General features: G+C 43.9%; 20 protein-coding genes, 21 tRNA genes and 1 rRNA gene. 34 read left to right on the plus strand and 8 right to left on the minus strand.

The window, feature by feature from the left end; translation table 11 throughout:
* The 22 genes from rrf to BW986_RS19770 form a co-directional block, all read left to right on the plus strand.
* Window positions 1-95 (plus strand): 5S ribosomal RNA (gene rrf, locus BW986_RS19665); the annotation flags it as partial.
* A gap of 11 nt (window positions 96-106) precedes the next feature.
* Window positions 107-182: transfer RNA gene (locus BW986_RS19670), tRNA-Val, on the plus strand.
* Between the two features lie 10 nt (window positions 183-192).
* Window positions 193-268, plus strand: a tRNA-Thr gene (locus BW986_RS19675).
* A gap of 20 nt (window positions 269-288) precedes the next feature.
* A tRNA-Lys gene (locus BW986_RS19680) sits at window positions 289-364 on the plus strand.
* Window positions 365-372: 8 nt separating this feature from the next.
* Window positions 373-454, plus strand: a tRNA-Leu gene (locus BW986_RS19685).
* Window positions 455-462: 8 nt separating this feature from the next.
* Window positions 463-537 (plus strand) — tRNA-Gly (locus BW986_RS19690).
* Window positions 538-549: 12 nt separating this feature from the next.
* Window positions 550-638 (plus strand) — tRNA-Leu (locus tag BW986_RS19695).
* Between the two features lie 9 nt (window positions 639-647).
* Window positions 648-724, plus strand: a tRNA-Arg gene (locus BW986_RS19700).
* 11 nt (window positions 725-735) lie between these two features.
* Window positions 736-812, plus strand: a tRNA-Pro gene (locus BW986_RS19705).
* Between the two features lie 17 nt (window positions 813-829).
* A tRNA-Ala gene (locus BW986_RS19710) sits at window positions 830-905 on the plus strand.
* Window positions 906-933: 28 nt separating this feature from the next.
* Window positions 934-1010: transfer RNA gene (locus tag BW986_RS19715), tRNA-Met, on the plus strand.
* 10 nt (window positions 1011-1020) lie between these two features.
* A tRNA-Ile gene (locus tag BW986_RS19720) sits at window positions 1021-1097 on the plus strand.
* A gap of 21 nt (window positions 1098-1118) precedes the next feature.
* A tRNA-Ser gene (locus tag BW986_RS19725) sits at window positions 1119-1211 on the plus strand.
* Between the two features lie 104 nt (window positions 1212-1315).
* Window positions 1316-1389 (plus strand) — tRNA-Met (locus tag BW986_RS19730).
* A 6-nt stretch (window positions 1390-1395) separates the two neighbouring features.
* Window positions 1396-1471 (plus strand) — tRNA-Asp (locus BW986_RS19735).
* Between the two features lie 23 nt (window positions 1472-1494).
* Window positions 1495-1570 (plus strand) — tRNA-Phe (locus tag BW986_RS19740).
* A 17-nt stretch (window positions 1571-1587) separates the two neighbouring features.
* Window positions 1588-1663, plus strand: a tRNA-His gene (locus BW986_RS19745).
* Window positions 1664-1667: 4 nt separating this feature from the next.
* Window positions 1668-1741, plus strand: a tRNA-Gly gene (locus BW986_RS19750).
* A gap of 5 nt (window positions 1742-1746) precedes the next feature.
* Window positions 1747-1823, plus strand: a tRNA-Ile gene (locus BW986_RS19755).
* A gap of 10 nt (window positions 1824-1833) precedes the next feature.
* Window positions 1834-1908 (plus strand) — tRNA-Asn (locus tag BW986_RS19760).
* A 1-nt stretch (window position 1909) separates the two neighbouring features.
* Window positions 1910-2000, plus strand: a tRNA-Ser gene (locus BW986_RS19765).
* A gap of 3 nt (window positions 2001-2003) precedes the next feature.
* Window positions 2004-2075: transfer RNA gene (locus BW986_RS19770), tRNA-Glu, on the plus strand.
* 41 nt (window positions 2076-2116) lie between these two features.
* Here BW986_RS19770 and BW986_RS19775 read toward each other — a convergent pair.
* Window positions 2117-2866 carry a TraR/DksA C4-type zinc finger protein gene (locus BW986_RS19775; protein WP_076369973.1) on the minus strand — a complete coding sequence of 250 codons (750 nt, stop codon included), beginning with the start codon at window positions 2864-2866 and terminating at the stop codon, window positions 2117-2119.
* Between the two features lie 147 nt (window positions 2867-3013).
* Complete coding sequence (locus tag BW986_RS19780) at window positions 3014-3934, minus strand: 1,4-dihydroxy-2-naphthoate polyprenyltransferase (protein ID WP_076369974.1); 921 nt, start codon at window positions 3932-3934, stop codon at window positions 3014-3016.
* 299 nt (window positions 3935-4233) lie between these two features.
* Between BW986_RS19780 and BW986_RS19785 the strand changes: the two genes are divergently transcribed.
* The 7 genes from BW986_RS19785 (at window position 4234) to BW986_RS30320 (ending at window position 12230) form a co-directional block, all read left to right on the plus strand.
* Window positions 4234-5643, plus strand: a complete 1410-nt coding sequence (locus BW986_RS19785) for an isochorismate synthase (protein WP_076369976.1) — start codon at window positions 4234-4236, stop codon at window positions 5641-5643.
* Entirely contained in the window at window positions 5636-7387 is a 1752-nt protein-coding gene (gene menD / locus BW986_RS19790) for a 2-succinyl-5-enolpyruvyl-6-hydroxy-3-cyclohexene-1-carboxylic-acid synthase (RefSeq protein WP_076369978.1), read from the plus strand. Before BW986_RS19785 ends, menD begins: the two co-directional genes overlap by 8 nt.
* The gene (gene menH / locus BW986_RS19795; protein ID WP_076369980.1) at window positions 7384-8205 is read left to right on the plus strand and encodes a 2-succinyl-6-hydroxy-2,4-cyclohexadiene-1-carboxylate synthase; all 822 of its coding nucleotides are present in this window, start codon (window positions 7384-7386) and stop codon (window positions 8203-8205) included. Before menD ends, menH begins: the two co-directional genes overlap by 4 nt.
* Window position 8206: 1 nt before the next feature.
* Window positions 8207-9025, plus strand: coding sequence for a 1,4-dihydroxy-2-naphthoyl-CoA synthase (gene menB, locus BW986_RS19800; RefSeq protein ID WP_076369982.1), 819 nt, complete (start codon window positions 8207-8209; stop codon window positions 9023-9025).
* Between the two features lie 86 nt (window positions 9026-9111).
* Window positions 9112-10590, plus strand: coding sequence for an o-succinylbenzoate--CoA ligase (locus tag BW986_RS19805; protein ID WP_076369984.1), 1479 nt, complete (start codon window positions 9112-9114; stop codon window positions 10588-10590).
* Window positions 10587-11690: an o-succinylbenzoate synthase gene (menC, locus tag BW986_RS19810; protein ID WP_076369986.1), complete on the plus strand. Its 1104-nt coding sequence runs from the start codon at window positions 10587-10589 to the stop codon at window positions 11688-11690. The genes BW986_RS19805 and menC overlap by 4 nt, the downstream gene beginning before the upstream one ends.
* Window positions 11691-12083: 393 nt before the next feature.
* Window positions 12084-12230, plus strand: a complete 147-nt coding sequence (locus BW986_RS30320; RefSeq protein ID WP_179086120.1) for a hypothetical protein — start codon at window positions 12084-12086, stop codon at window positions 12228-12230.
* Window positions 12231-12278: 48 nt separating this feature from the next.
* Here the strand turns inward: BW986_RS30320 and BW986_RS19815 are convergent, their stop codons facing one another.
* Window positions 12279-12974 carry a response regulator gene (locus BW986_RS19815; RefSeq protein WP_076369988.1) on the minus strand — a complete coding sequence of 232 codons (696 nt, stop codon included), beginning with the start codon at window positions 12972-12974 and terminating at the stop codon, window positions 12279-12281.
* A complete protein-coding gene (locus BW986_RS19820) occupies window positions 12967-14577 on the minus strand; it encodes an ATP-binding protein (RefSeq protein WP_076369990.1) in 1611 nt (536 codons plus the stop codon). Before BW986_RS19820 ends, BW986_RS19815 begins: the two co-directional genes overlap by 8 nt.
* A 139-nt stretch (window positions 14578-14716) precedes the next feature.
* Between BW986_RS19820 and BW986_RS19825 the strand changes: the two genes are divergently transcribed.
* Window positions 14717-15781 (plus strand): DctP family TRAP transporter solute-binding subunit, encoded by a 1065-nt coding sequence (locus BW986_RS19825; RefSeq protein ID WP_076369992.1) that lies wholly within the window; start codon window positions 14717-14719, stop codon window positions 15779-15781.
* 64 nt (window positions 15782-15845) lie between these two features.
* Here the strand turns inward: BW986_RS19825 and BW986_RS19830 are convergent, their stop codons facing one another.
* Both BW986_RS19830 and yidD read right to left on the minus strand, forming a co-directional pair.
* Window positions 15846-16790, minus strand: a complete 945-nt coding sequence (locus tag BW986_RS19830) for a metal ABC transporter solute-binding protein, Zn/Mn family (RefSeq protein WP_076369994.1) — start codon at window positions 16788-16790, stop codon at window positions 15846-15848.
* 123 nt (window positions 16791-16913) lie between these two features.
* Window positions 16914-17135: a membrane protein insertion efficiency factor YidD gene (gene yidD / locus BW986_RS19835; protein ID WP_377400061.1), complete on the minus strand. Its 222-nt coding sequence runs from the start codon at window positions 17133-17135 to the stop codon at window positions 16914-16916.
* A 209-nt stretch (window positions 17136-17344) separates the two neighbouring features.
* On the opposite strand from yidD, the gene BW986_RS19840 reads away from it, so the two are divergent.
* Window positions 17345-17818, plus strand: coding sequence for an S-ribosylhomocysteine lyase (locus tag BW986_RS19840; protein WP_076369998.1), 474 nt, complete (start codon window positions 17345-17347; stop codon window positions 17816-17818).
* A 37-nt stretch (window positions 17819-17855) separates the two neighbouring features.
* Here the strand turns inward: BW986_RS19840 and ytzI are convergent, their stop codons facing one another.
* The gene (ytzI, locus tag BW986_RS19845) at window positions 17856-18011 is read right to left on the minus strand and encodes a YtzI protein (RefSeq protein WP_076370000.1); all 156 of its coding nucleotides are present in this window, start codon (window positions 18009-18011) and stop codon (window positions 17856-17858) included.
* Between the two features lie 124 nt (window positions 18012-18135).
* Between ytzI and BW986_RS19850 the strand changes: the two genes are divergently transcribed.
* Window positions 18136-18576, plus strand: coding sequence for a Dps family protein (locus BW986_RS19850; protein ID WP_076370002.1), 441 nt, complete (start codon window positions 18136-18138; stop codon window positions 18574-18576).
* 99 nt (window positions 18577-18675) lie between these two features.
* On the opposite strand, the gene BW986_RS19855 is transcribed toward BW986_RS19850, so the two are convergent.
* A complete protein-coding gene (locus tag BW986_RS19855) occupies window positions 18676-18942 on the minus strand; it encodes a DUF6154 family protein (protein ID WP_370662567.1) in 267 nt (88 codons plus the stop codon).
* 226 nt (window positions 18943-19168) lie between these two features.
* Between BW986_RS19855 and BW986_RS19860 the strand changes: the two genes are divergently transcribed.
* Together BW986_RS19860 and ytkD are read left to right on the plus strand one after the other, a co-directional pair.
* On the plus strand, window positions 19169-19519 hold the full coding sequence (locus BW986_RS19860) for a hydrolase (protein ID WP_081395714.1): 351 nt from the start codon (window positions 19169-19171) through the stop codon (window positions 19517-19519).
* A gap of 113 nt (window positions 19520-19632) precedes the next feature.
* Entirely contained in the window at window positions 19633-20103 is a 471-nt protein-coding gene (ytkD, locus tag BW986_RS19865) for an RNA deprotection pyrophosphohydrolase (protein ID WP_076370006.1), read from the plus strand.
* Window positions 20104-20313 lie beyond the last annotated feature (210 nt).

Below are 20313 nucleotides of genomic sequence, written 5' to 3' on the forward strand. Positions count from 1 at the left end.
GTCACACCCGTTCCCATTCCGAACACGGCAGTTAAGCTCTTCAGCGCCGATGGTAGTTGGGGGTTTCCCCCTGTGAGAGTAGGACGTCGCCAAGCAGGTTTCATATGGAGGATTAGCTCAGCTGGGAGAGCATCTGCCTTACAAGCAGAGGGTCGGCGGTTCGATCCCGTCATCCTCCACCATTTTACACCTGCCGGTGTAGCTCAACTGGTAGAGCAACTGACTTGTAATCAGTAGGTTGGGGGTTCAAGTCCTCTTGCCGGCACCATTTTAAGATAGTACAAGCACGAGCCATTAGCTCAGTTGGTAGAGCATCTGACTTTTAATCAGAGGGTCGAAGGTTCGAATCCTTCATGGCTCACCATTTTATATGCGGGTGTGGCGGAATTGGCAGACGCACCAGACTTAGGATCTGGCGCCGCAAGGCGTGGGGGTTCAAGTCCCTTCACCCGCATCTTTCATGCGGAAGTAGTTCAGTGGTAGAATACAACCTTGCCAAGGTTGGGGTCGCGGGTTCGAATCCCGTCTTCCGCTCCACTTTTCGTATGTGCCGGGGTGGCGGAACTGGCAGACGCACAGGACTTAAAATCCTGCGGTAGGTGACTACCGTACCGGTTCGATTCCGGTCCTCGGCACCATCATAATATGCGCCCGTAGCTCAATTGGATAGAGCATCTGACTACGAATCAGAAGGTTGTAGGTTCGACTCCCGCCGGGCGCACCATGTTTTTATTGCGGGAAGTAGCTCAGCTTGGTAGAGCACTTGGTTTGGGACCAAGGGGTCGCAGGTTCGAATCCTGTCTTCCCGACCACGTGATTTTTAATGAATGGGGCCTTAGCTCAGCTGGGAGAGCGCCTGCCTTGCACGCAGGAGGTCAGCGGTTCGATCCCGCTAGGCTCCACCATTTTTCAATCAGATACTTATATTATATTGGCGGTGTAGCTCAGCTGGCTAGAGCGTACGGTTCATACCCGTGAGGTCGGGGGTTCGATCCCCTCCGCCGCTACCAATAAATATAAGGACCTTTAGCTCAGCTGGTTAGAGCAGACGGCTCATAACCGTCCGGTCGTAGGTTCGAGTCCTACAAGGTCCACCATATTCACTTTTCAAAAGCCATGGAGGTATACCCAAGTTCGGCTGAAGGGATCGGTCTTGAAAACCGACAGGGGAGTCAAATCCCGCGGGGGTTCGAATCCCTCTACCTCCTCCATTTTTTAAAAAAAGCAGCAAGTTGTTTTGAAACACCCTTACATAAAGGATGCGGACGAAACGATATACACGAAAACTTGATGCGAATCGTTTCATTATTACCGTCGCGGGGTGGAGCAGTCCGGTAGCTCGTCGGGCTCATAACCCGAAGGTCGCAGGTTCAAATCCTGTCCCCGCAATTATTAGGTCCCGTGGTGTAGCGGTTAACATGCCTGCCTGTCACGCAGGAGATCGCGGGTTCGATTCCCGTCGGGACCGCCATTCTTTAAATTGAATACATATGTGGCTCAGTAGCTCAGTCGGTAGAGCAAAGGACTGAAAATCCTTGTGTCGGCGGTTCGATTCCGTCCTGAGCCACCATATTATAAAAAATTACGGCGATTGTGGCGAAGTGGTTAACGCACCTGATTGTGGTTCAGGCATTCGTGGGTTCGATTCCCATCAGTCGCCCCATTTCGCGGGTGTAGTTTAGTGGTAAAACCTCAGCCTTCCAAGCTGATGATGAGGGTTCGATTCCCTTCACCCGCTCCAAATATGGGCCTATAGCTCAGCTGGTTAGAGCGCACGCCTGATAAGCGTGAGGTCGATGGTTCGAGTCCATTTAGGCCCACCATATTCATTGTTCCGCAGTAGCTCAGTGGTAGAGCATTCGGCTGTTAACCGAACGGTCGTAGGTTCGAGTCCTACCTGCGGAGCCATGGGGAAGTACTCAAGAGGCTGAAGAGGCGCCCCTGCTAAGGGTGTAGGTCGCGCGAGCGGCGCGAGGGTTCAAATCCCTCCTTCTCCGCCAGTTGGCCCGTTGGTCAAGCGGTTAAGACACCGCCCTTTCACGGCGGTAACACGGGTTCGAATCCCGTACGGGTCATAACAAAAAAGGAAGCATACATTCATGTATGCTTCTTTTTTTCATTTCTTTTCATTGATATAACTATCTTTTTGTTTATAGGGAATGTCTCCAAGATTGGATTCTATATTTTCTTCCACCAGTGTATCTTCAAATTCCTTTTGCTTTTTGTTCGTTATATTCACTCTATTTTTTCCTTCGATATCATTTGCGGCATATCCTTCATAGTCTTCAGGAAACCCGTTCGTTTCATCCTCGGTTTTATAAAGATCATTATAATTGTCATGATCGCCTGTGTAATCGGATGGTGTTTCGGATGTACCGAATTTGGCAACTTCACCAAAGCTATCTTCTTTATCCACCATTTCGATTCCATGACGATTTTCAAAATGATCACCCTTGGAAGGAATTAGTATATCCTCTTCCACAGGCCGGTCTTGTAAAAGTGGCCGTTCTGGGGCGTGCTCGACACAGTAGAGGGTACTTGGGATCGCTTCAAGCCTCTCGATAGGGATTTCCCTATTGCAGGTTTTACAATGGCCATACGAACCTTCTTCCATGGCTTTCAAAGCTTCATCGATTTTCTCCATTTCGGAATGTGCGTGCTCATCGAGTGCTTGATTCCGTTCCATCTCGAATAATTCGGTTCCTAGGTCAGTGGGATGATTATCATAGGATGATAATTCCCCTACGGATTCGGTCTGGCTTTTATCCAGAACGGATTGTTCATCATTTTGAATTCTATTACTTAGCTCATTCTTTTCCTGGAGCAGTTCTTTTTTGAATTTTTGCGTTTGTTGTTTCGTTGCCATATCGGATTCACTCCTTCTAAAGTCTAAATATCATTTTATATTGGTAAGATGGTTGTATTATCTATTACCCGATTCGGGGGATAGGAAAACAATATGGAACGGATGATAGAAAAAAAGGACTGAGCGGATGAGCTCAGTCCTCGGAGGTTATATAAGATAGCTGATGAATAATCCAATGGCCATGAGTAAGCCAAAGAATGTGTTTGTTTGGGCCGTGGCTTTCATTGCTGGCACCATCGTGATCGGCTGCGTTTTACCTACGAAGCCTTTGATTGCGGCCATGGCTTTCGGGATGCTTAGGAAGGCAAGGAGGATCCACGCCGTTACGCTTCCGGTAAGGACTAGCCCAACTAGCCATAGGTAAGAGAAGGCGAACATGATTGCCATGAATGTCAGGGCGTTTTTCCGACCCATGACTACTGGCATCGTTTTGCGGCCATGTGCCTTATCTCCGTCATGGTCACGCAGGTTATTGGATAAGTTGATCAACCCGACCAATATTCCACTTGGAATGGCAATTAAGATGGCTGTTGAAGAAACATCACCGGTTTGAATGAAATAGGCGATCAGGATTATCAAAAAGCCCATGAACAATCCAGAAAAAAGTTCCCCGAATGGTGTATATGAAATGGGCAGGGGGCCGCCTGTATAAAGATAGCCGACAAGCATGCAAACGAGTCCTACTGCAGCAAGCCACCAAGATGATGCGGCACAGATATAGATTCCAATTATCAAGGCGATGGCATACATGCCAAGGGCCAAGTTCATGATTAGTTTGGGGGTCATCCCATGACGGACGATCCCGCCGCCGATGCCTACGGATTCCTCCGTATCCAAACCTCTCTTGAAATCATAGTATTCATTGAATAAATTGGTTGCAGCTTGAATCAGGATACTTGCAATCATCATGGCAGCGAATAATAACCAATTCACTCCATCTTCCAAAAGTGCAATAACAGTTCCAAGCAAGACTGGGACAAAAGCTGCGGTTAGTGTATGTGGACGAATTAACTCCCACCAAATTTTCCAGGTCCGTTTAAGGGGAAGTCCGTCGTATTCTGTTTGCATTATTTCTCTCCTCAAAATCATTATTGGTTCTCTCGAAATTATAACAAATATTGAAATGTTGCACAAAAGGTTATCCTAATAAATGCAGGAAAAGTGGGCAAGGGTGATATTTGGAATTCATGGATGATGCATTTCCAGAATCAAGGATATTTCTCTGCATTCGCTAAGATTCATATAATAAGGAAAAAAGCAGGAAAGAATCGGACGGTAAAGGGGCGTTTTATTGACATGAGGTTCAAGGGAGGTGTATCTTTAAATAGGTTAAAAAGCTTTTAAAATGTACATTTGGGGGGATTTTTTTGGCTATCTCAGAGGAAACTGAACAGTTTCAGGGACTGGCTTCAGCTATACAAAAGGCGAAGGACTTGAATGATCAAGTTCTATTCAGTCATATTAAGAAAGTTAATTGCAACAACCCCCTTTCATTTTATCAAGCTGGAAGAGAACGGTACGCGGGTGAACGCTTTTTCTGGGAGGACCCTGCAAAGGAAATAACCATCACCGGTTTAGGCAATGTTAAGAAACTCAAAGCGGCATCGAATGCCGAACGTTATAGAGAAGTCGAAAAGAGCTGGATCAAATTGCAGAATACTGCTGTCAAAACAGGAGTGACCGATGTGGAAGCGACAGGTCCTTTACTGTTTGGAGGCTTTTCGTTTGATTATGAAACGGACAGTACGCTCCTGTGGAACCAGTTCGGGGACAACCTGTTTTATATACCTGCCTTCATGCTGTCAATAGTGGGGAAACAAGCTTACTTAACGACAAACTTACTTTGTTCGCCTGATGATTCAGAAAAACTCTTCATAGATATGATAAATGAACGGGAAGCTTTTCTTTTAGAAGGCTTGGATGGCAATGGATCGGCTGCAAATTCCCTGGTTATGCAGAGGGAAGTCGAACCTGAGGAATGGAAGCGGACGGTCGAAGAGGCTGTTCAGGAAATCAAGACGACAGATCTCGACAAGATCGTTTTGGCAAGGGAGCTTCGACTTGTTTTTGAACGTTCCATCGATTCAGGGAAAGTGCTTGAACAATTGATTGCAGAGCAGCCATTAAGCTATATTTTCAGTTTGGAGGCTGGAGGTGACTGTTTTGTAGGTGCCACCCCTGAACGTTTAATTAAGAAACAGGGAAATGAAGTTTTTTCAACCTGTCTTGCCGGATCGATGGGACGAGGGAAAGATGAGCAGGAAGATGTTTGTCTTGGTGAAGAATTGCTTCATGACCAAAAGAATTTACAAGAGCATGAATATGTCGTGTCGATGATATCCAATGCTTTTGATTCTGTATGCGAAAAGGTGATGGTTCCGGCACAACCGACGCTTATGAAAAACCGTCATATCCAGCATCTGTACACACCTGTCCGCGGTATATCCAAGGAAGATGTCACGATTTTTGAATTCGTCGAGAACCTCCATCCAACACCTGCCATGGGCGGACTTCCAAAAGAAAAGGCTGTTGTCCGGATTCGGGAAATGGAAGGTCTTGAACGAGGCTTTTATGCGGGTCCTTTAGGTTGGGTGGATACGTATGGAAACGGGGAATTCGCTGTAGGGATACGTTCTGCCCTATTACAGAATAATGAGGCATCCCTCTTTGCCGGATGCGGGGTAGTCGAAGATTCGACTCCCGAAAGTGAATTCAGGGAAACAGGGATTAAATTCAATCCGATGTTAAGTGCTTTAGGAGGAAATCTTAATGAATGACCGAGATGCATTGACAGCGTATGCTGCTTCATTCGTCGATGAGCTGGCACAAAATGAGGTGAAGCATGTGGTGGTGAGCCCAGGTTCACGATCCACGCCCCTAGCTTTGTTGCTGGTGGAACATCCTGATATCGAGATTCATATTAATGTGGATGAGCGTTCGGCTGCTTTTTTTGCCCTTGGTTTGGCTAAGGCCTTAAAAGAACCTGTCGGACTTCTTTGTACGTCCGGTACAGCCGCAGCAAACTATTATCCAGCCGTCATTGAGGCTTTCTATTCAAGAGTGCCGCTTATTGTACTTACCGCTGACCGCCCGCATGAATTGCGTGATGTCGGAGCCCCGCAGGCGATCGATCAGATACATCTTTACGGGAGACATGTAAAATGGTTTGTCGAAATGGCACTTCCTGAAAGCACGGATGGGATGATGCGGTATGCCAGAACGGTCGGTGCAAGGGCAGTGGCTACAGCGGCAGCTGAACCTGCAGGGCCTGTACATTTGAATTTCCCGCTTCGTGAACCATTGATTCCGGATCTGGAGAAAGCAAAGGAGTACAGGCAAAATAAAATGACGCCTGCAGTGTTGATTGACAGTGGAGAACGGTTACTGTCCGCATCACAAATAGAAGCTGTAGCAACTACATTGTCACAAGCTAAGCAAGGTATGATTGTATGTGGAGAATTACCGTATCCGGAGATGAAGGAAGCCATCGTCGCATTAGCGGAAAAACTTGCTTTTCCTATACTGGCTGATCCCCTTTCCCAGTTAAGGAGCGGAAGTCACGGCAAAGCCGTCATAATTGATGCGTATGATACGTTTCTACGCGATGAGACGGCAAAAGCGGCTTTCAGGCCGGAAGTGATCTTGCGTTTCGGGGCAATGCCTGTTTCTAAACCCTTATTGTTATTCATGAAAAACCAAAAACAGGCAATCACTTTGGTCGTCGATGGCGGAGCAGGCTGGCGTGAACCTGCCGGATTGGCAGCGAATATGATTTACAGCGAAGAGAAAGATTTTTGTTTAAAAATTGCTGATAAAATTATTTCTTCCCCTGATGATGATTGGCTTCGTTTATGGCAGACCGTCAACGGAGCGACGAAGGATGCCCTGGCCTCCGTCAGGGATGAATCGGAGTTAAGTGAAGGAAAGCTGTTCGCCCTGCTTACTGATATGATGCCATTGGAATCGACGCTGTTTGTCGGGAATAGCATGCCTATACGTGATTTGGATACTTTCTTTTTGAATAATGGAAAAGGAATCAAAACCATGGCAAATCGAGGTGCGAACGGGATCGATGGTGTCGTTTCCACTGCTCTTGGCGTAAGCACGGTATCAAAAAATACAGTGCTGGCAATCGGGGATTTAAGCTTTTTCCATGATATGAATGGCTTGCTTGCGGCAAAACTTCAAAAACAAAATATCACGATATTGCTGGTTAATAATGATGGCGGCGGCATATTCTCCTTCTTGCCGCAGGCGAATGAGAGGGAACATTTCGAAACGCTATTCGGCACGCCTCATGGGCTTGATTTTTCCCATACTTCACAGCTTTATGGCGGTAAATACAGCAAGGTCCAAAGTTGGGATGAGTTTGAGAAGGTATTTACGGAGTCATTTGAAATTCAAGGTCTGAAAATCATCGAAGTACCGACAGAAAGAGAGTCCAATTTACAAAAGCATCGAAATTTGTGGAGCTTTGTTTCCCAGGAAATAAAAATGGTGTTAGACAGGGAAATATCATGAATATTGTCAGCAAGGATGTCAATTATGCTGTTGAAATAACGGGAAATGGGGATCCTCTTGTACTTTTACATGGATTTACGGGAAATCGGGATACATGGAAATTCCTCATTCCGCTACTGAGTGACAGGTTCACCATGATAATGGTTGACATCATCGGTCATGGCATGTCTGCGTCACCAGCCGATCATCGAAGGTATGACATGGAGCGTGTGGCTGAGGATATCAAGTATATTTTGGATGTGTTACATTTCCCGAAAGCCCATATCCTTGGATACTCGATGGGCGGAAGGCTCGGATTGGGATTTGCCTGTTTGTATCCCGAGTATGTTGATACACTGATATTGGAGAGCGCTTCACCAGGCCTTTTAACAGAAGGGGAACGGGAAATCCGAAGGGAAAATGATAGGAAGCTTGCCGAACGGATTCTTGTAAATGGCATGGAAGCGTTTGTGGATAAATGGGAAAACATCCCGCTGTTTGAAAGTCAAAAACGGCTGTCGTCCAAAACCAGGTCGGCCATTCGGGAGCAGCGATTGGCAAATGATCCTGCCGGCCTTTCCAATAGCCTTCTTGGTATGGGGACAGGCAGTCAGGCATCATATTGGGAACAATTGCAAACTCTTGATTTCCCTGTACTCCTTGTAACCGGTGAACTTGACCGTAAATTTTGTGACATTGCAGACTCCATGAAGAGAAAGCTGAAGCGGGCCGAATGGAAAATAATAAATGATGCGGGACATGCGATTCATGTGGAAGTTGGAGAAAAGTTTGGTAAAATAATAAGTGAGTTTTTAAAGCGAAATAAAGGGAGGAATTAAGATGACGATACAATGGGAAACAATACGTGAGTATGATGAAATTCTGTATGAAAAATATAACGGGATTGCAAAAGTGTCCATCAACCGACCACATGTACATAATGCATTCACGCCAAAAACGACTGCTGAAATGATTGATGCATTCGCAAGGGCGCGTGATGATTCAAGCATTGGTGTCATTATTTTAACAGGTGTAGGCGGCAAAGCATTCTGTTCAGGCGGAGATCAAAAAGTACGCGGAAATGGCGGATATGTAGGTGAAGATAACATTCCGCGTCTAAATGTTCTTGACTTGCAACGTTTGATCCGCGTAATTCCAAAACCGGTCGTAGCCATGGTTGCAGGATATGCAATTGGTGGCGGTAATGTCTTGAACGTGGTATGTGACTTGACGATCGCTGCTGACAATGCAATTTTCGGACAAACTGGACCGAATGTAGGAAGCTTTGATGCTGGTTATGGTTCTGGCTACCTTGCACGTATCGTGGGTCATAAAAAGGCGCGCGAAATCTGGTACCTATGCCGTCAATACAATGCACAGGAAGCATTGGATATGGGATTGGTCAACACGGTTGTACCTTTGGACGAATTGGAAACGGAAACGGTTAAATGGTGTGAAGAAATGCTTGAGAAGAGCCCGACTGCACTTCGTTTCTTGAAAGCGGCAATGAACGCTGATACGGATGGCCTTGCAGGTCTTCAACAATTGGCTGGTGACGCTACACTTTTATACTATACAACAGAAGAAGCAAAAGAAGGCCGCGATGCATTCAAAGAAAAACGCACTCCGGACTTTGGGCAATTCCCTCGTTTCCCTTAATGAAACGCGTGAATCGATGAGACTGACAGCTTGGCGGAAAATCGCCGGGCTGTTTTCTATATCAAAATGGAAGAGGGTAAGCAGCAATGGCAGAAGAAAAGTTGCCGAACTGGCTGAAAAATCGGGCGCATCTTTCACCGGATCGCCCGGCAATCGAGTTTGAAGGTCATACGTATAGCTTTCTTGAACTGCATACATTATCGGAGAAAATGGCTGGTAAGCTGGCAAGCGTTGGTCTGGGCGCTGGCGATTCATGTGCGGTTTTGCTACGTAACCATATTGATGGTGTTGTCGTTATCCATGCACTACTTTACCTCGGTGTAAAGATTGTGATGCTGAATAATAAGCTAACGGCAAAAGAGCTGTCCTGGCAGATCGGGGATAGTGGAACTGCCCATTTGGTTTCAGAAGGCTCCTTCTCCGGCAAACTCTCTGATATTGGTGAGATTCTCCCGGAGTTGAACCTTCACCTAATGGAAGGATTGCCGGATGGCACTGCTGAGATACTTCAAGAGTTTTACCTTGAGGATACTGCGACGATCATGTATACATCAGGTACGACAGGAAATCCAAAAGGAGTGATCCAAACATTCGGCAACCATTGGTGGAGTGCCGTCGGGTCGGTTCTGAACCTCGGATTGCATGAGGAGGATGCGTGGTATTGTGCGGTGCCCATCTTTCATATTAGCGGCTTATCCATCCTGATGAAAAATGTGATTTATGGCATGAAAGTCGTTTTGGCAGAACGTTTCGATGAACGGGAAGCAAACCGGAGCATCCAGGAAAATGGTGTGACGATCATTTCGGTCGTGACGGCGATGCTGAATAGAATGGTACAGGATTTGAAGGGAACCGGCTATCCGGAAACCTTTCGCTGTTTCCTGTTGGGCGGCGGCCCTGCACCCGTCCATTTACTTGAGTTATGTAAGGAGAAAGGGATTCCCGTCTATCAAACATATGGGATGACCGAAACGTCTTCACAGATTGTGACACTGGCACCGGAGTATAGCATGACAAAAATCGGCTCGGCGGGAAAGCCTTTGTTTCCTTCGCAGTTACGGATAGAGAAAGACGGCACGATGTGTGAACCGGGAGCAGTGGGCGAAATCGTGGTTTCAGGTCCGAATGTGACGAAAGGCTATTTTAATCGGTTGGACGCTACACAGCAGGCCATTACCGATGGATGGCTTTATACTGGGGACCTTGGATATCTCGATGAGGAAGGGTTTTTATATGTACTTGACCGACGCTCGGATTTAATCATTTCCGGCGGTGAAAACGTCTACCCGGCAGAGATTGAAAATGTCCTTAGTATGCACCCTGATGTTTTCGAAGCGGGGGTGACGGGGACTGACGATGAAAAATGGGGACAGGTCCCGCTTGCCTTTGTCGTCTTGCATCAAGATGCAGAGCTTGATGAGAGCGAACTGCTGGAATATTGCAGGGGATATTTGGCGTCTTATAAAATTCCCCGGAACGTGATTTTTTGTAAGGAGCTTCCCCGGAATGGCGCAAGCAAGCTTTTGAGGCGGGAACTGAAGAAGGAAATGGGGGAATGGCAATGAAGTTATCCTCCATTTCCCTTAAGCTCATTAAGGCCCCTTTAAAGCGGTCATTCAAGACGCATCTCGAAACGGTAAGCGATCGGGAAGTGATAATTGTCGAAGCCATGGATGAAGACGGATTGATAGGATACGGGGAAGCTGTCCCTTTTACAAGTCCTTGGTATACCGAAGAAACGACCAAGACATGCTTTCATATGTTGGATGACTTCTTAATCCCGCTGACATTGGCCAGTCAGATCAGGCATCCTGATGAGCTGCCGAACTTATGGAGCGGAATCAGACGGAATGCGATGGCGAAGTCAGCTTTAGAGCAGGCAATCCTCGATTTATATGCGAAGCAGAAAGGAGTCTACCTCGGACGGCTGTTTGGCGGCGAGCGAAGTGAAGTGGCCGCTGGTGTAGTCATTGCATCCAATGATATAGAAGACGCGATGCACCAGATCGAGGATTTTTCCGGATTTGGTTATCAGCGTTATAAAATAAAGATCAATCCTCAAAATGATCTGGAGTTTTTAGGGGAAATACGTCGGGCCTATCCCGATATCCCGCTAATGGCAGATGCCAATTCAGCGTACAGTCTTGATGACATCCCACATCTCCAGAAGCTTGATGTGTTTAAGCTGATGATGATTGAGCAGCCGCTTGGACATGACGACATCGTGGAACATTCATTTTTGCAGAAACAGCTGCAGACACCCATTTGCCTTGATGAAAGCATAAATTCATTTCATGATGCCAAAAGTGCGCTGTCGCTCCAAAGCTGTGGGGTGATCAACATTAAGATGGCTAAAGTCGGCGGCTGGATGGAAGCTGTTAGAATCCATGATCTATGCCTGGGTAATGGTGTGCCCGTATGGTGCGGCGGTATGATTGAATTTGGCATTTCACGTGCACATAATATCGCACTGGCCACATTAAAAGGGTTCACGATTCCCGGGGATATATCATCTTCATCTCGTTATTGGGAAGAGGATATAATCGATCCCGAAGTCATTGTCGAAAACGGCATGATCCAAGTTCCCGATAAAGCTGGAATTGGTTTTGCCATCAATGAAAAGCGGCTAAAGGAATTGACTACATATAGTAAGCTGTACAAGTGAAAACATCAAAAGAGGTGCATCACGCCTCTTTTGATCAAATATTGATAACCTTCCTTTTACATCCCACGGTCTATGTAAATCACCCAATTAGTATTTTTTGGACAGGAATCCCACCCTTTTGGTAAATGATTTAATAGGATAAATAACAAATAAAAGTTTGAAGTTTCGATTGGCATCTCCCCGAACCACTAGGTCCTGCTGGATGCCTGTGGCGAGGCAGGCAGTCGGGCGGAAGGGGAATTACTGAAAGCGCCCCTACAGATTTTAGAAAATTCATTTAAATGGCCGGATAAACCATATTTTTTTTTCGGAAAATGGGGTTTTGTCTATTTTTTCTTTATTGGATTATTTTGTATAATGAATTTAAAAGAATGGCAAGGGAGGGGAGAGTGTATGAAAAAACCGTACCTAATTGCGGAAATTCTACTGAGAAGAGGCATGCCTGACTATGTCGTAAAAGAAGTGACGGCTTTGGAGGAGTGCGAGCTGTTTCATTTGAAGAGAAAGTGGGGCCTCTATGACCGGAAGACAGGTGCGTAAAGAATAAAAGTAAAAAGGGAACCGTTTTCGAGCCGGTCCCCATGCATTTTAAGGTTTTTTAAGCCGGTACCTATTGACGGGGCGGCCTATGCTGCCATACTGTACGTCAAGCTGAAGGACTTCTTCGCCATGCAAGTATTCAAGATAGCGTCTTGCTGTAACTCTGGCGATACCAATTCCATCAGCCACTTCTTCTGCAGATAGTGACCCAGGCTGGGTCTTTATGAACTTCGTCACTTGCTCAAGAGTCGCGCCATTCAATCCTTTGGGAACATCATGTTTCGGACTCGTTTCAGAATGTGTTTTATTTTGAAAGAGAATTCGGTCGAGCTGGGTTTGAGAAATTTGATGGTCAGGCTCAACCTCCATCCGAAAAGCGAAGTATTGTTCCAGCGTATGTTTTAGCCTATCGAATTTAAATGGCTTGATTAAATAGTCAAAAGCCCCGTTCTGCATCATTTTTCGGATCGTTTTCTGATCATTTGCCGCTGAAATGATGATGACATCCACATCAATTTGCTCTTTTCTGATTTGATAAAGTGTATCAACCCCGTTTAAAGAAGGCATGAAGATGTCCAAAATGACAAGGTCGGGTTTAGACTGCCTGATTTTATCCAGACCTTCAAGCCCATTTGAAGCTGTATCAACGACTTTAAAGGCAGGCAGGCGCTCGATGAACTGTTTGTTGACCTCTTGGACCATTGGGTCGTCTTCAATTAAAAGTACACGAATTTCGTTAGTCATTTTGGTTCTCCTCTATATCGTGCATCGGAAAAGAAAGAAAAAAGCTTGTTCCTTCGTTAGGGCGTGTCGTGAATTTCATTTCGCCGTTCGCTTTTTTTACAATTTGGTCTATAAGATAAAGACCGATTCCTGATCCTTCCGCACCTTTTGTTGTAAAACCATACTCGAATATATCTTTATGAATGTCCTCGGGAATGCCGGGTCCATTATCCTCAAGCACGATTTGACAGTGACGTTCATCCTGGTAGATGGATAAATAAACCTGTTTTGTTTCCTCGGAACAATGCTTTAGCGCTGCGAATGAGTTTTCGACCAGGTTTCCGATTATCAAAACAAAATCGTGATGATCCAAATCAGCGGGGAAGCGGTCCAATTTCGTGTGCTTGTCCATGATGAGCTCGATTCCGAGTTCCCGTCCCAATGAGATCTTACTTAATATCAGCCCCACTAAATTATCATCGTGAATGTGCTTCGTTAAAAACCTGGTCAATTCCTCTTGTTCTTCCGTGATCTGAAAAATGTAATGCAGCGCTTCGTCAAGATTACCTAGCTGGATCAATCCGGCTATCGTATGAAGTTTGTTCATATGTTCATGGTTTTGAACACGCAGGGCTTCAACGAATGCCTTGACACTAGTCAACTCTTCAGCTAGCTTCGTCACATCGGTCCGATCTTGGAAAATGGCCACGGCACCGATCGTTTTATCCGCAATCTTTATTGGTACCCGGTTGCTTACAATATTCCTGTTTTGAACGGAGATTTCCTGATTGAAGATGGGAGATGTCCGGTCGAGCACTTCCGGGAGACGGGTATCGTGTATAACATCATTGATATTTTTGCCTATGACTTCATCGTTGATATTGAATATTTGCTTAGCCTTTTCATTGAAAATCGTGATTGTTTCATTATTATCTATGGCGATGACCCCTTCATGCATCGCATTGAATGCGGCTGTCCTTTCAACCAACATCCGTGAAATTTCATGTGGTTCAAGTTGGAAGGTCTCTTTTTTTATCCTTTTTGCCATGAGCCATGAGCCGCATACCCCGAATAGGAGTGTAAGGACCAGGATAATCGCGATTTCCCCCTTAAGATCCTTGATTAATTCGGGTATCGTGGGCAAGATATTCCCTACCAGAACGACGCCGATTTGCTCTCTATTTTTATCAAGGATCGGGACAAAGGCGCGGACGGAAATGCCAAGATCGCCAGCCGCCTTTGAAAGATACTCGTGCTCAGCGAACGCAGCGCTTTCATCACTGCTTTCCGAAGGGGTCCCCAATTGGCTGAACACCGGATGGGAATAACGTATATGCTGATTGTTGAGCACAACTATATAATCGGCTTGATGGATTTTCCTCAAGTTTTCAATAATCGGATTGAGCTGCGTCCATCCTTCGGGCTCACGGACCAATTTTTGTACTTCAGGGAGTTCGGCAATGGTATGGGCAGTGATCATGGATCGTTTGCCGATTTCATCTTCCCTGACCGAAACGATGTTTCCGAATATAAAAATCCCGCCTATTAGTATCGAAAAAGCGACGATTACAAATGATAGCAGGGTGATTTTAATTTGTATGGGCATATGAAAGGATTTATCCATTGTTTTTCCTCCATTACTTCTATACTTTATAGTAACAGAATTTCTATCACTTTTCGCTATTTTTCGCGCATTGTATTACGACAGTAAAAAGCTGTGATAGAATAGTGATAATGTGAAGTGAGCGGTGAGGAGTGTCGGTATGCGTGCATTATGGGGGTACTTATTATTAATTGGCCTGGGGCTGTTGGTAGCAGTGTATATATCGTTTCAATCGTTCTTTACAAGCTTCGGTTTCAATTTGCCAAAGGATGAGGAGCAGGTCGGGATGAAGGATCAAATCGTGATTAAGTTCAGTCATGTCGTTGCCGAAAATACACCTAAAGGACTAGCTGCGAACCGGTTTGCCCAACTTGTCGATGAATATACAGATCATCGTGTCAAAATTGAAGTTTATCCTAATCAGTCATTATATAGTGATCATGAAGAAATCGAAGCATTACAAGAAAACAAGGTGCAGATGATTGCTCCAACTACATCTAAAATCACGAGCATATCAAAGAAATGGATGCTATTGGACCTTCCTTACGTCTTTCCAACGGACGCAGCCTTGCAGGAAGCATTAAATGGCGAAGTGGGGGAAGAACTGCTTAAGCAGCTGAACACCATCGATATCGAGGGACTCGCATTTTGGTCGAATAACTATAAACAGATTACAAGCAGTAAACCGATACGTCATCCAAGTGATTTTGCAGGAAAGAATTTTAGAATCATGCCAAGTGCAGTTCTGGAAAGCCAATTCAATCATTTTGGGGCGACAACTTCAGAGCTGGAGTTTAATGAAACGTTTAAAAGCCTTGAAATCAATGAAACGGACAGCCAGGAAAATACGATTTCGAATATCTATTCCAAGAAATTATATGAGGTGCAAAAATATTTAACGATCAGTGATCATGGCTATTTAGGCTATGTCGTCATGATAAACAAGCCGTTTTGGAACAAACTGCCGTTGGACATCCAGCAGCAAATCCAACGGGCGATGGATGATACAACGAAATGGCTATGGATCAAATCAAATGAATTGAATCAGGAACAACTTAAGGAAATCCAGCAAAAATCGAATATCGACATCTATAAACTGTCAGATGAAGAAAAGAAGGAATGGATGGATGAGATGACCGTCATCTACCCGGAATTCGAATCAACGATCGGTACCGATTTGATGATGAAGATGGAAAAGATCCGTGAGAAGCATTTAAAGGAATAACCAAAAAACTCATCAAATAGTGAGGGACAAAAAAAGAGCGGACCCAATGGGCCCGCTTTTTTTCCTATTGCAATGCAGTTTGAAGTGTCTTGATATTTTTTTCCATTAAACTGAAATAATCTTCACCGGCTTCGATATCTTTATCCGTCAACACGGAAAGGTTATGGAGCTCAAGTGATTTCGCTCCCATCTCCTTTTGGATGATCTCGGTTAGTTTAGAACTGATATTCTGCTCAAAGATGACGTAGTTCAAGTCTTTTTTTTCAGCCATGGTTACGATTTTCCCCAATTCCTTTTGAGAAGGTTCGTTTGAAGACGTTAGTCCTGTGACGCCAATTTGTTCCAAACCATAGCGTTCCTCCCAATAACCATATGCTGAATGGGAAACGATGATTTTATTGGTACGGCCCGACTCGATCGTCGTCGCGAATTTTTCATCAAGTGCCTCGAGCTTTTCGGAAAGCTCATTGAATTGGCTGTTGAAATATTCTTCCTGTTCCGGCATTTTTTTTATTAATTCGTCCTTGATGGTTCTAGCCATGTCAATGGAATAAATGGGATCTAACCACAAATGCGGATTAACGCCCCCATGGTCATGACCGTCTTCTTCATGTGAATGTTCCTCTTCGTGTGCATCTTCATCAAGATGAACCGTTTCGCCCACCGCGATTGTACTGACACCTTCTTTGCTTAGTATTGGTTCAGCCTTGGTTACAAAGCCTTCAAGATTATAGCCAATATAGAAAAATAGGTCTGACTCAGCCATTTTTACAATATCTTTTTGAGAGGGTTCGAATGAGTGTTCATCCGTTCCGGGAGGATAAACCGTCTCGACATTTACGTACTCCCCGCCAATGGCCTCCGTGAAGTACTGTAAAGGGTAAACCGTCGTATATATATCTAAGGCATCCTTGGTTTCTTCTTTACTCGATTCTCCCTTTGAGTTGCCGCAGGCCGACAGAAATACCGCAGTAACAAGGAAAAGTGAGAGCAATGCTCGGATTTTCATATTTGAAATGCTCCTTTATAATTCGTATTGATTACGATTTGAATTTTATATGGTAAAAACGAAATGATTACGATTTGACTTCTGTATGATACAAAAGATTGCAAAAGAAAGCAAGGATTTTTTCTATTGGTCCTCACTTTTTTCTTTTTTTTCAGGAACGAGGTCAATGCCCCCTGGATGAAACGGATGACATTTAAGAATCCGGATGAGTGCTAACCAGCTTCCTTTTATAGGTCCGAAACGATTGATCGCTTCCAAACCATAATGGGAACAAGTTGGGTAAAAACGGCAGGTAGGCGGTTTTAGTGGAGAAATGGCAACTTGGTAAAAACGGATGATTCCCATTAATATTTTTTTCAACACAATGCTTTCATCTCTTTTCGAGTAAATTCACTACCCTTCATTATAGCATATTTTCTATATTTCCAATAAGGGTAAAAAAGGAATAAGTATATGGGTAATCCGATAGATATAATAAGAATTAATTTTAAAGGATGAAATATATTGTTATTCAAGGTAAAATAGAGATGACATACAATTAAGGAGTGAATTAAATGCCTTCAGTTGAAAGCTTTGAATTAGATCATAATGCTGTTAAAGCCCCATATGTTAGACATTGCGGTGTCCATAAGGTAGGAACAGACGGTGTTGTTAATAAATTTGATATCCGTTTTTGCCAGCCTAATAAACAAGCGATGAAGCCGGATACGATCCATACCCTGGAACACTTGCTTGCATTCAATATCCGTAAGCATTCCGAGCGCTACGATCACTTTGATATTATCGATATTTCGCCAATGGGATGTCAAACAGGATATTACCTTGTTGTCAGCGGTGAGCCGACAGTGACGGAAATCATCGATGTTCTTGAAGATACATTCAAGGATGCTGTTACAATTACCGAAATTCCCGCTGCAAACGAAAAACAATGCGGCCAAGCAAAATTGCATGATCTTGAAGGAGCCAAGAAATTAATGAATTTCTGGCTTACACAAAATAAAGAAGATCTTCATAAAGTATTCGGTTAATAAAAAAGTTCCTGTCCTATTGTGACAGGAACTTTTTTCATTTTTTGGGTTCTTCTTTTTTTTCCTCATCCTCAGGCAAAGGATCGATGGGATCCACTGTATGCTTGTAGCTGTACCCTTTTCCGATTGTTAGGACCGATAATGCCAATACAATCAGAATCACAATGATGGAGATGACTAAAACCGTAATCATACTTCACAGCTCCTAACGTTCACAATTTAGATTCATTTTAGCATAAGAACCGAGTCAGAAAATGTTTCAATTTTCGAATAGGGGGAATTATAAAGGTATAACCAACTTACGGAGGTAGATATTTATGGCTCAGAAAAAATTAGGAACTTTAGTGAATAAGGAAATTGCAAACTTCAGTGTTCTTTATACCAAAATTCATAATTACCACTGGTTCGTGAATGGACCGCACTTCTTTGAACTTCATCAAAAATTGGAAGAATTATATAAAGAAGTGACATCCAATTATGATGAATTGGCTGAAAGGTTATTGGCCATTGGTGAAAAACCGGTCGCTACGCTTAAAGAGTACATGGAATTAACGACGATCGAAGAAGCGACAGGTAATGAAAATACGGAAGATATGGTTCAAAGCGTCATCAATGATTTTGAGAAGCTTTCCGAAGAGTTCCTGGAAATCATCGAAGTTGCCGAAGAAGAAGATCCGGTTACGGCTGATATGCTGACAGGCATGAAGAAAAGCCTAAACAAACATGCTTGGATGCTGCGAGCGTATTTAGGACATTAAGATATAGGAAAAGCCCTGCTTCGGCAGGGCTTTTTTTTTTTTAGGTTAAAACAATAAAAAAGGCATCCATCAAAAGAGGGACACCTGACTAGGTATGTATTAATGAATATTCCTAGGCGGAAAATGTGTAGGTTTCGTGTCGTTCAAACTATTTTGAGCGAACTTCCCTTTTAACGTTTCAATAATGTAAAGGCCCATTAAATTGGTTAGTTCTTGATCATCCATCTCTTGAAGCAATTCGAAAATTTCCTTGCGGTCAAGTTGTTCCAGAACCGCAAAAGTAAGCATATCAATATCCTCTTCATCACCAGTCATCTTATCACGGTACATATTGTATAATTCTTCAATTAACTTCAAAACTCTCACCTCACATTTATTAGAAATCCGTTATCTCTTTATATGTAGGTTATCAAAAAAACCTCTGGGTGCATATAAAAATCTTAAGGGATGCTTGGGCTTATTATATGTTTTACCCTTTGAAAGATACTTTAATCTATTATTTAACATCTTTGTTCTTCTGTAAACAAAATTTTCCATTGTATGAAGTAGGGAAATACGTGAAAAATAAGCGTAGGTTATATGGAAAGGGTGGATGGATGTGTCTGAAAACAGGAAAAAATACTACATTTGGCTTCCGAATGGGCAGATAACACAAGATAGGGAAAGTTCTCCATGGAATTTCGAAATCGAGGCGACCGATGATGAAATCATCAAGTTACGTGAATTATTTGATTATAATTATTCAGTAGGGGAAGAAAATTTTTACCGGGCACACGTCCCATACCTTCAATACCATTTTGACCGTGAAAATGATAAACAGGATATCACACTCCAAAAAATTTACGAGATGATTTATGCTCTAGGTACTGATGAAGGAAGAAGGCATATAGAAAGCATGGGGATTTTACAGGCAAAACCAACAGACGATGGCCTCGAATATTGAGGGTCCATCGTTTTTTTGATGTGACGCAGATTCTAGCTGGATAGTGGTTTTTTTTACCCATATAATGAGAGAAGGGACATAGCATTATTTCTTACACGGAGAGAAGGGGAAAAATGAAGCGATTTCTTGATAAGAACGGATATAAGGTAGAATACTCCGAGGATCCTGTCTTTGGAGAGTCTTGGCATGTTTTCGTGCTAAGCAGGTATAAAGGCAGGTGGGTATTGACCAAACACAAAGAGCGGGGATTGGAGTTTCCTGGAGGAAAGCGGGAAGCAGGGGAATCGATTGAAGAAACGGCCATAAGGGAAGTGTATGAAGAAACAGGAGGCTTGGTGGGCCAGCTGCAATTTTTAGGACAATATAAAGTACATGATCCAGTGAAGCCATTCGTTAAATCAATATACTACGCTTCATTGCGTGAAGTAGAGAAGAAACAGGATTACCTGGAAACGGAAGGCCCAATTTTTTTGGAAGCATTGCCGGATGTGCTTGGTGAGGAGTTTAGCTTCATCATGAAAGATGAGATTGTACCGTTGAGCTTATCAAGACTGGATGATGCCATTTTGCTGAGAAACGAGTGAACCGTCGTAACTCACGAATAAAAGCTCAATTCGCGAGTAAATGTGCGGAAATCACGAGTAAAAGGCCGGAATTCACGAGTAAATGTGCGGAATTCATGAGTAAAAGTTCAATTCAAGAGTAAAAGCCTAATTTACGAGTAAATCGCCGAAACTTACGAGTAAAAGGCCGGAATTCATGAGTAAAAGTTCAATTCAAGAGTAAAAGCCTAA

It is taken from the genome of Peribacillus simplex, from assembly GCF_900156045.1.
GTDB lineage: Bacteria > Bacillota > Bacilli > Bacillales > DSM-1321 > Peribacillus > Peribacillus simplex_D.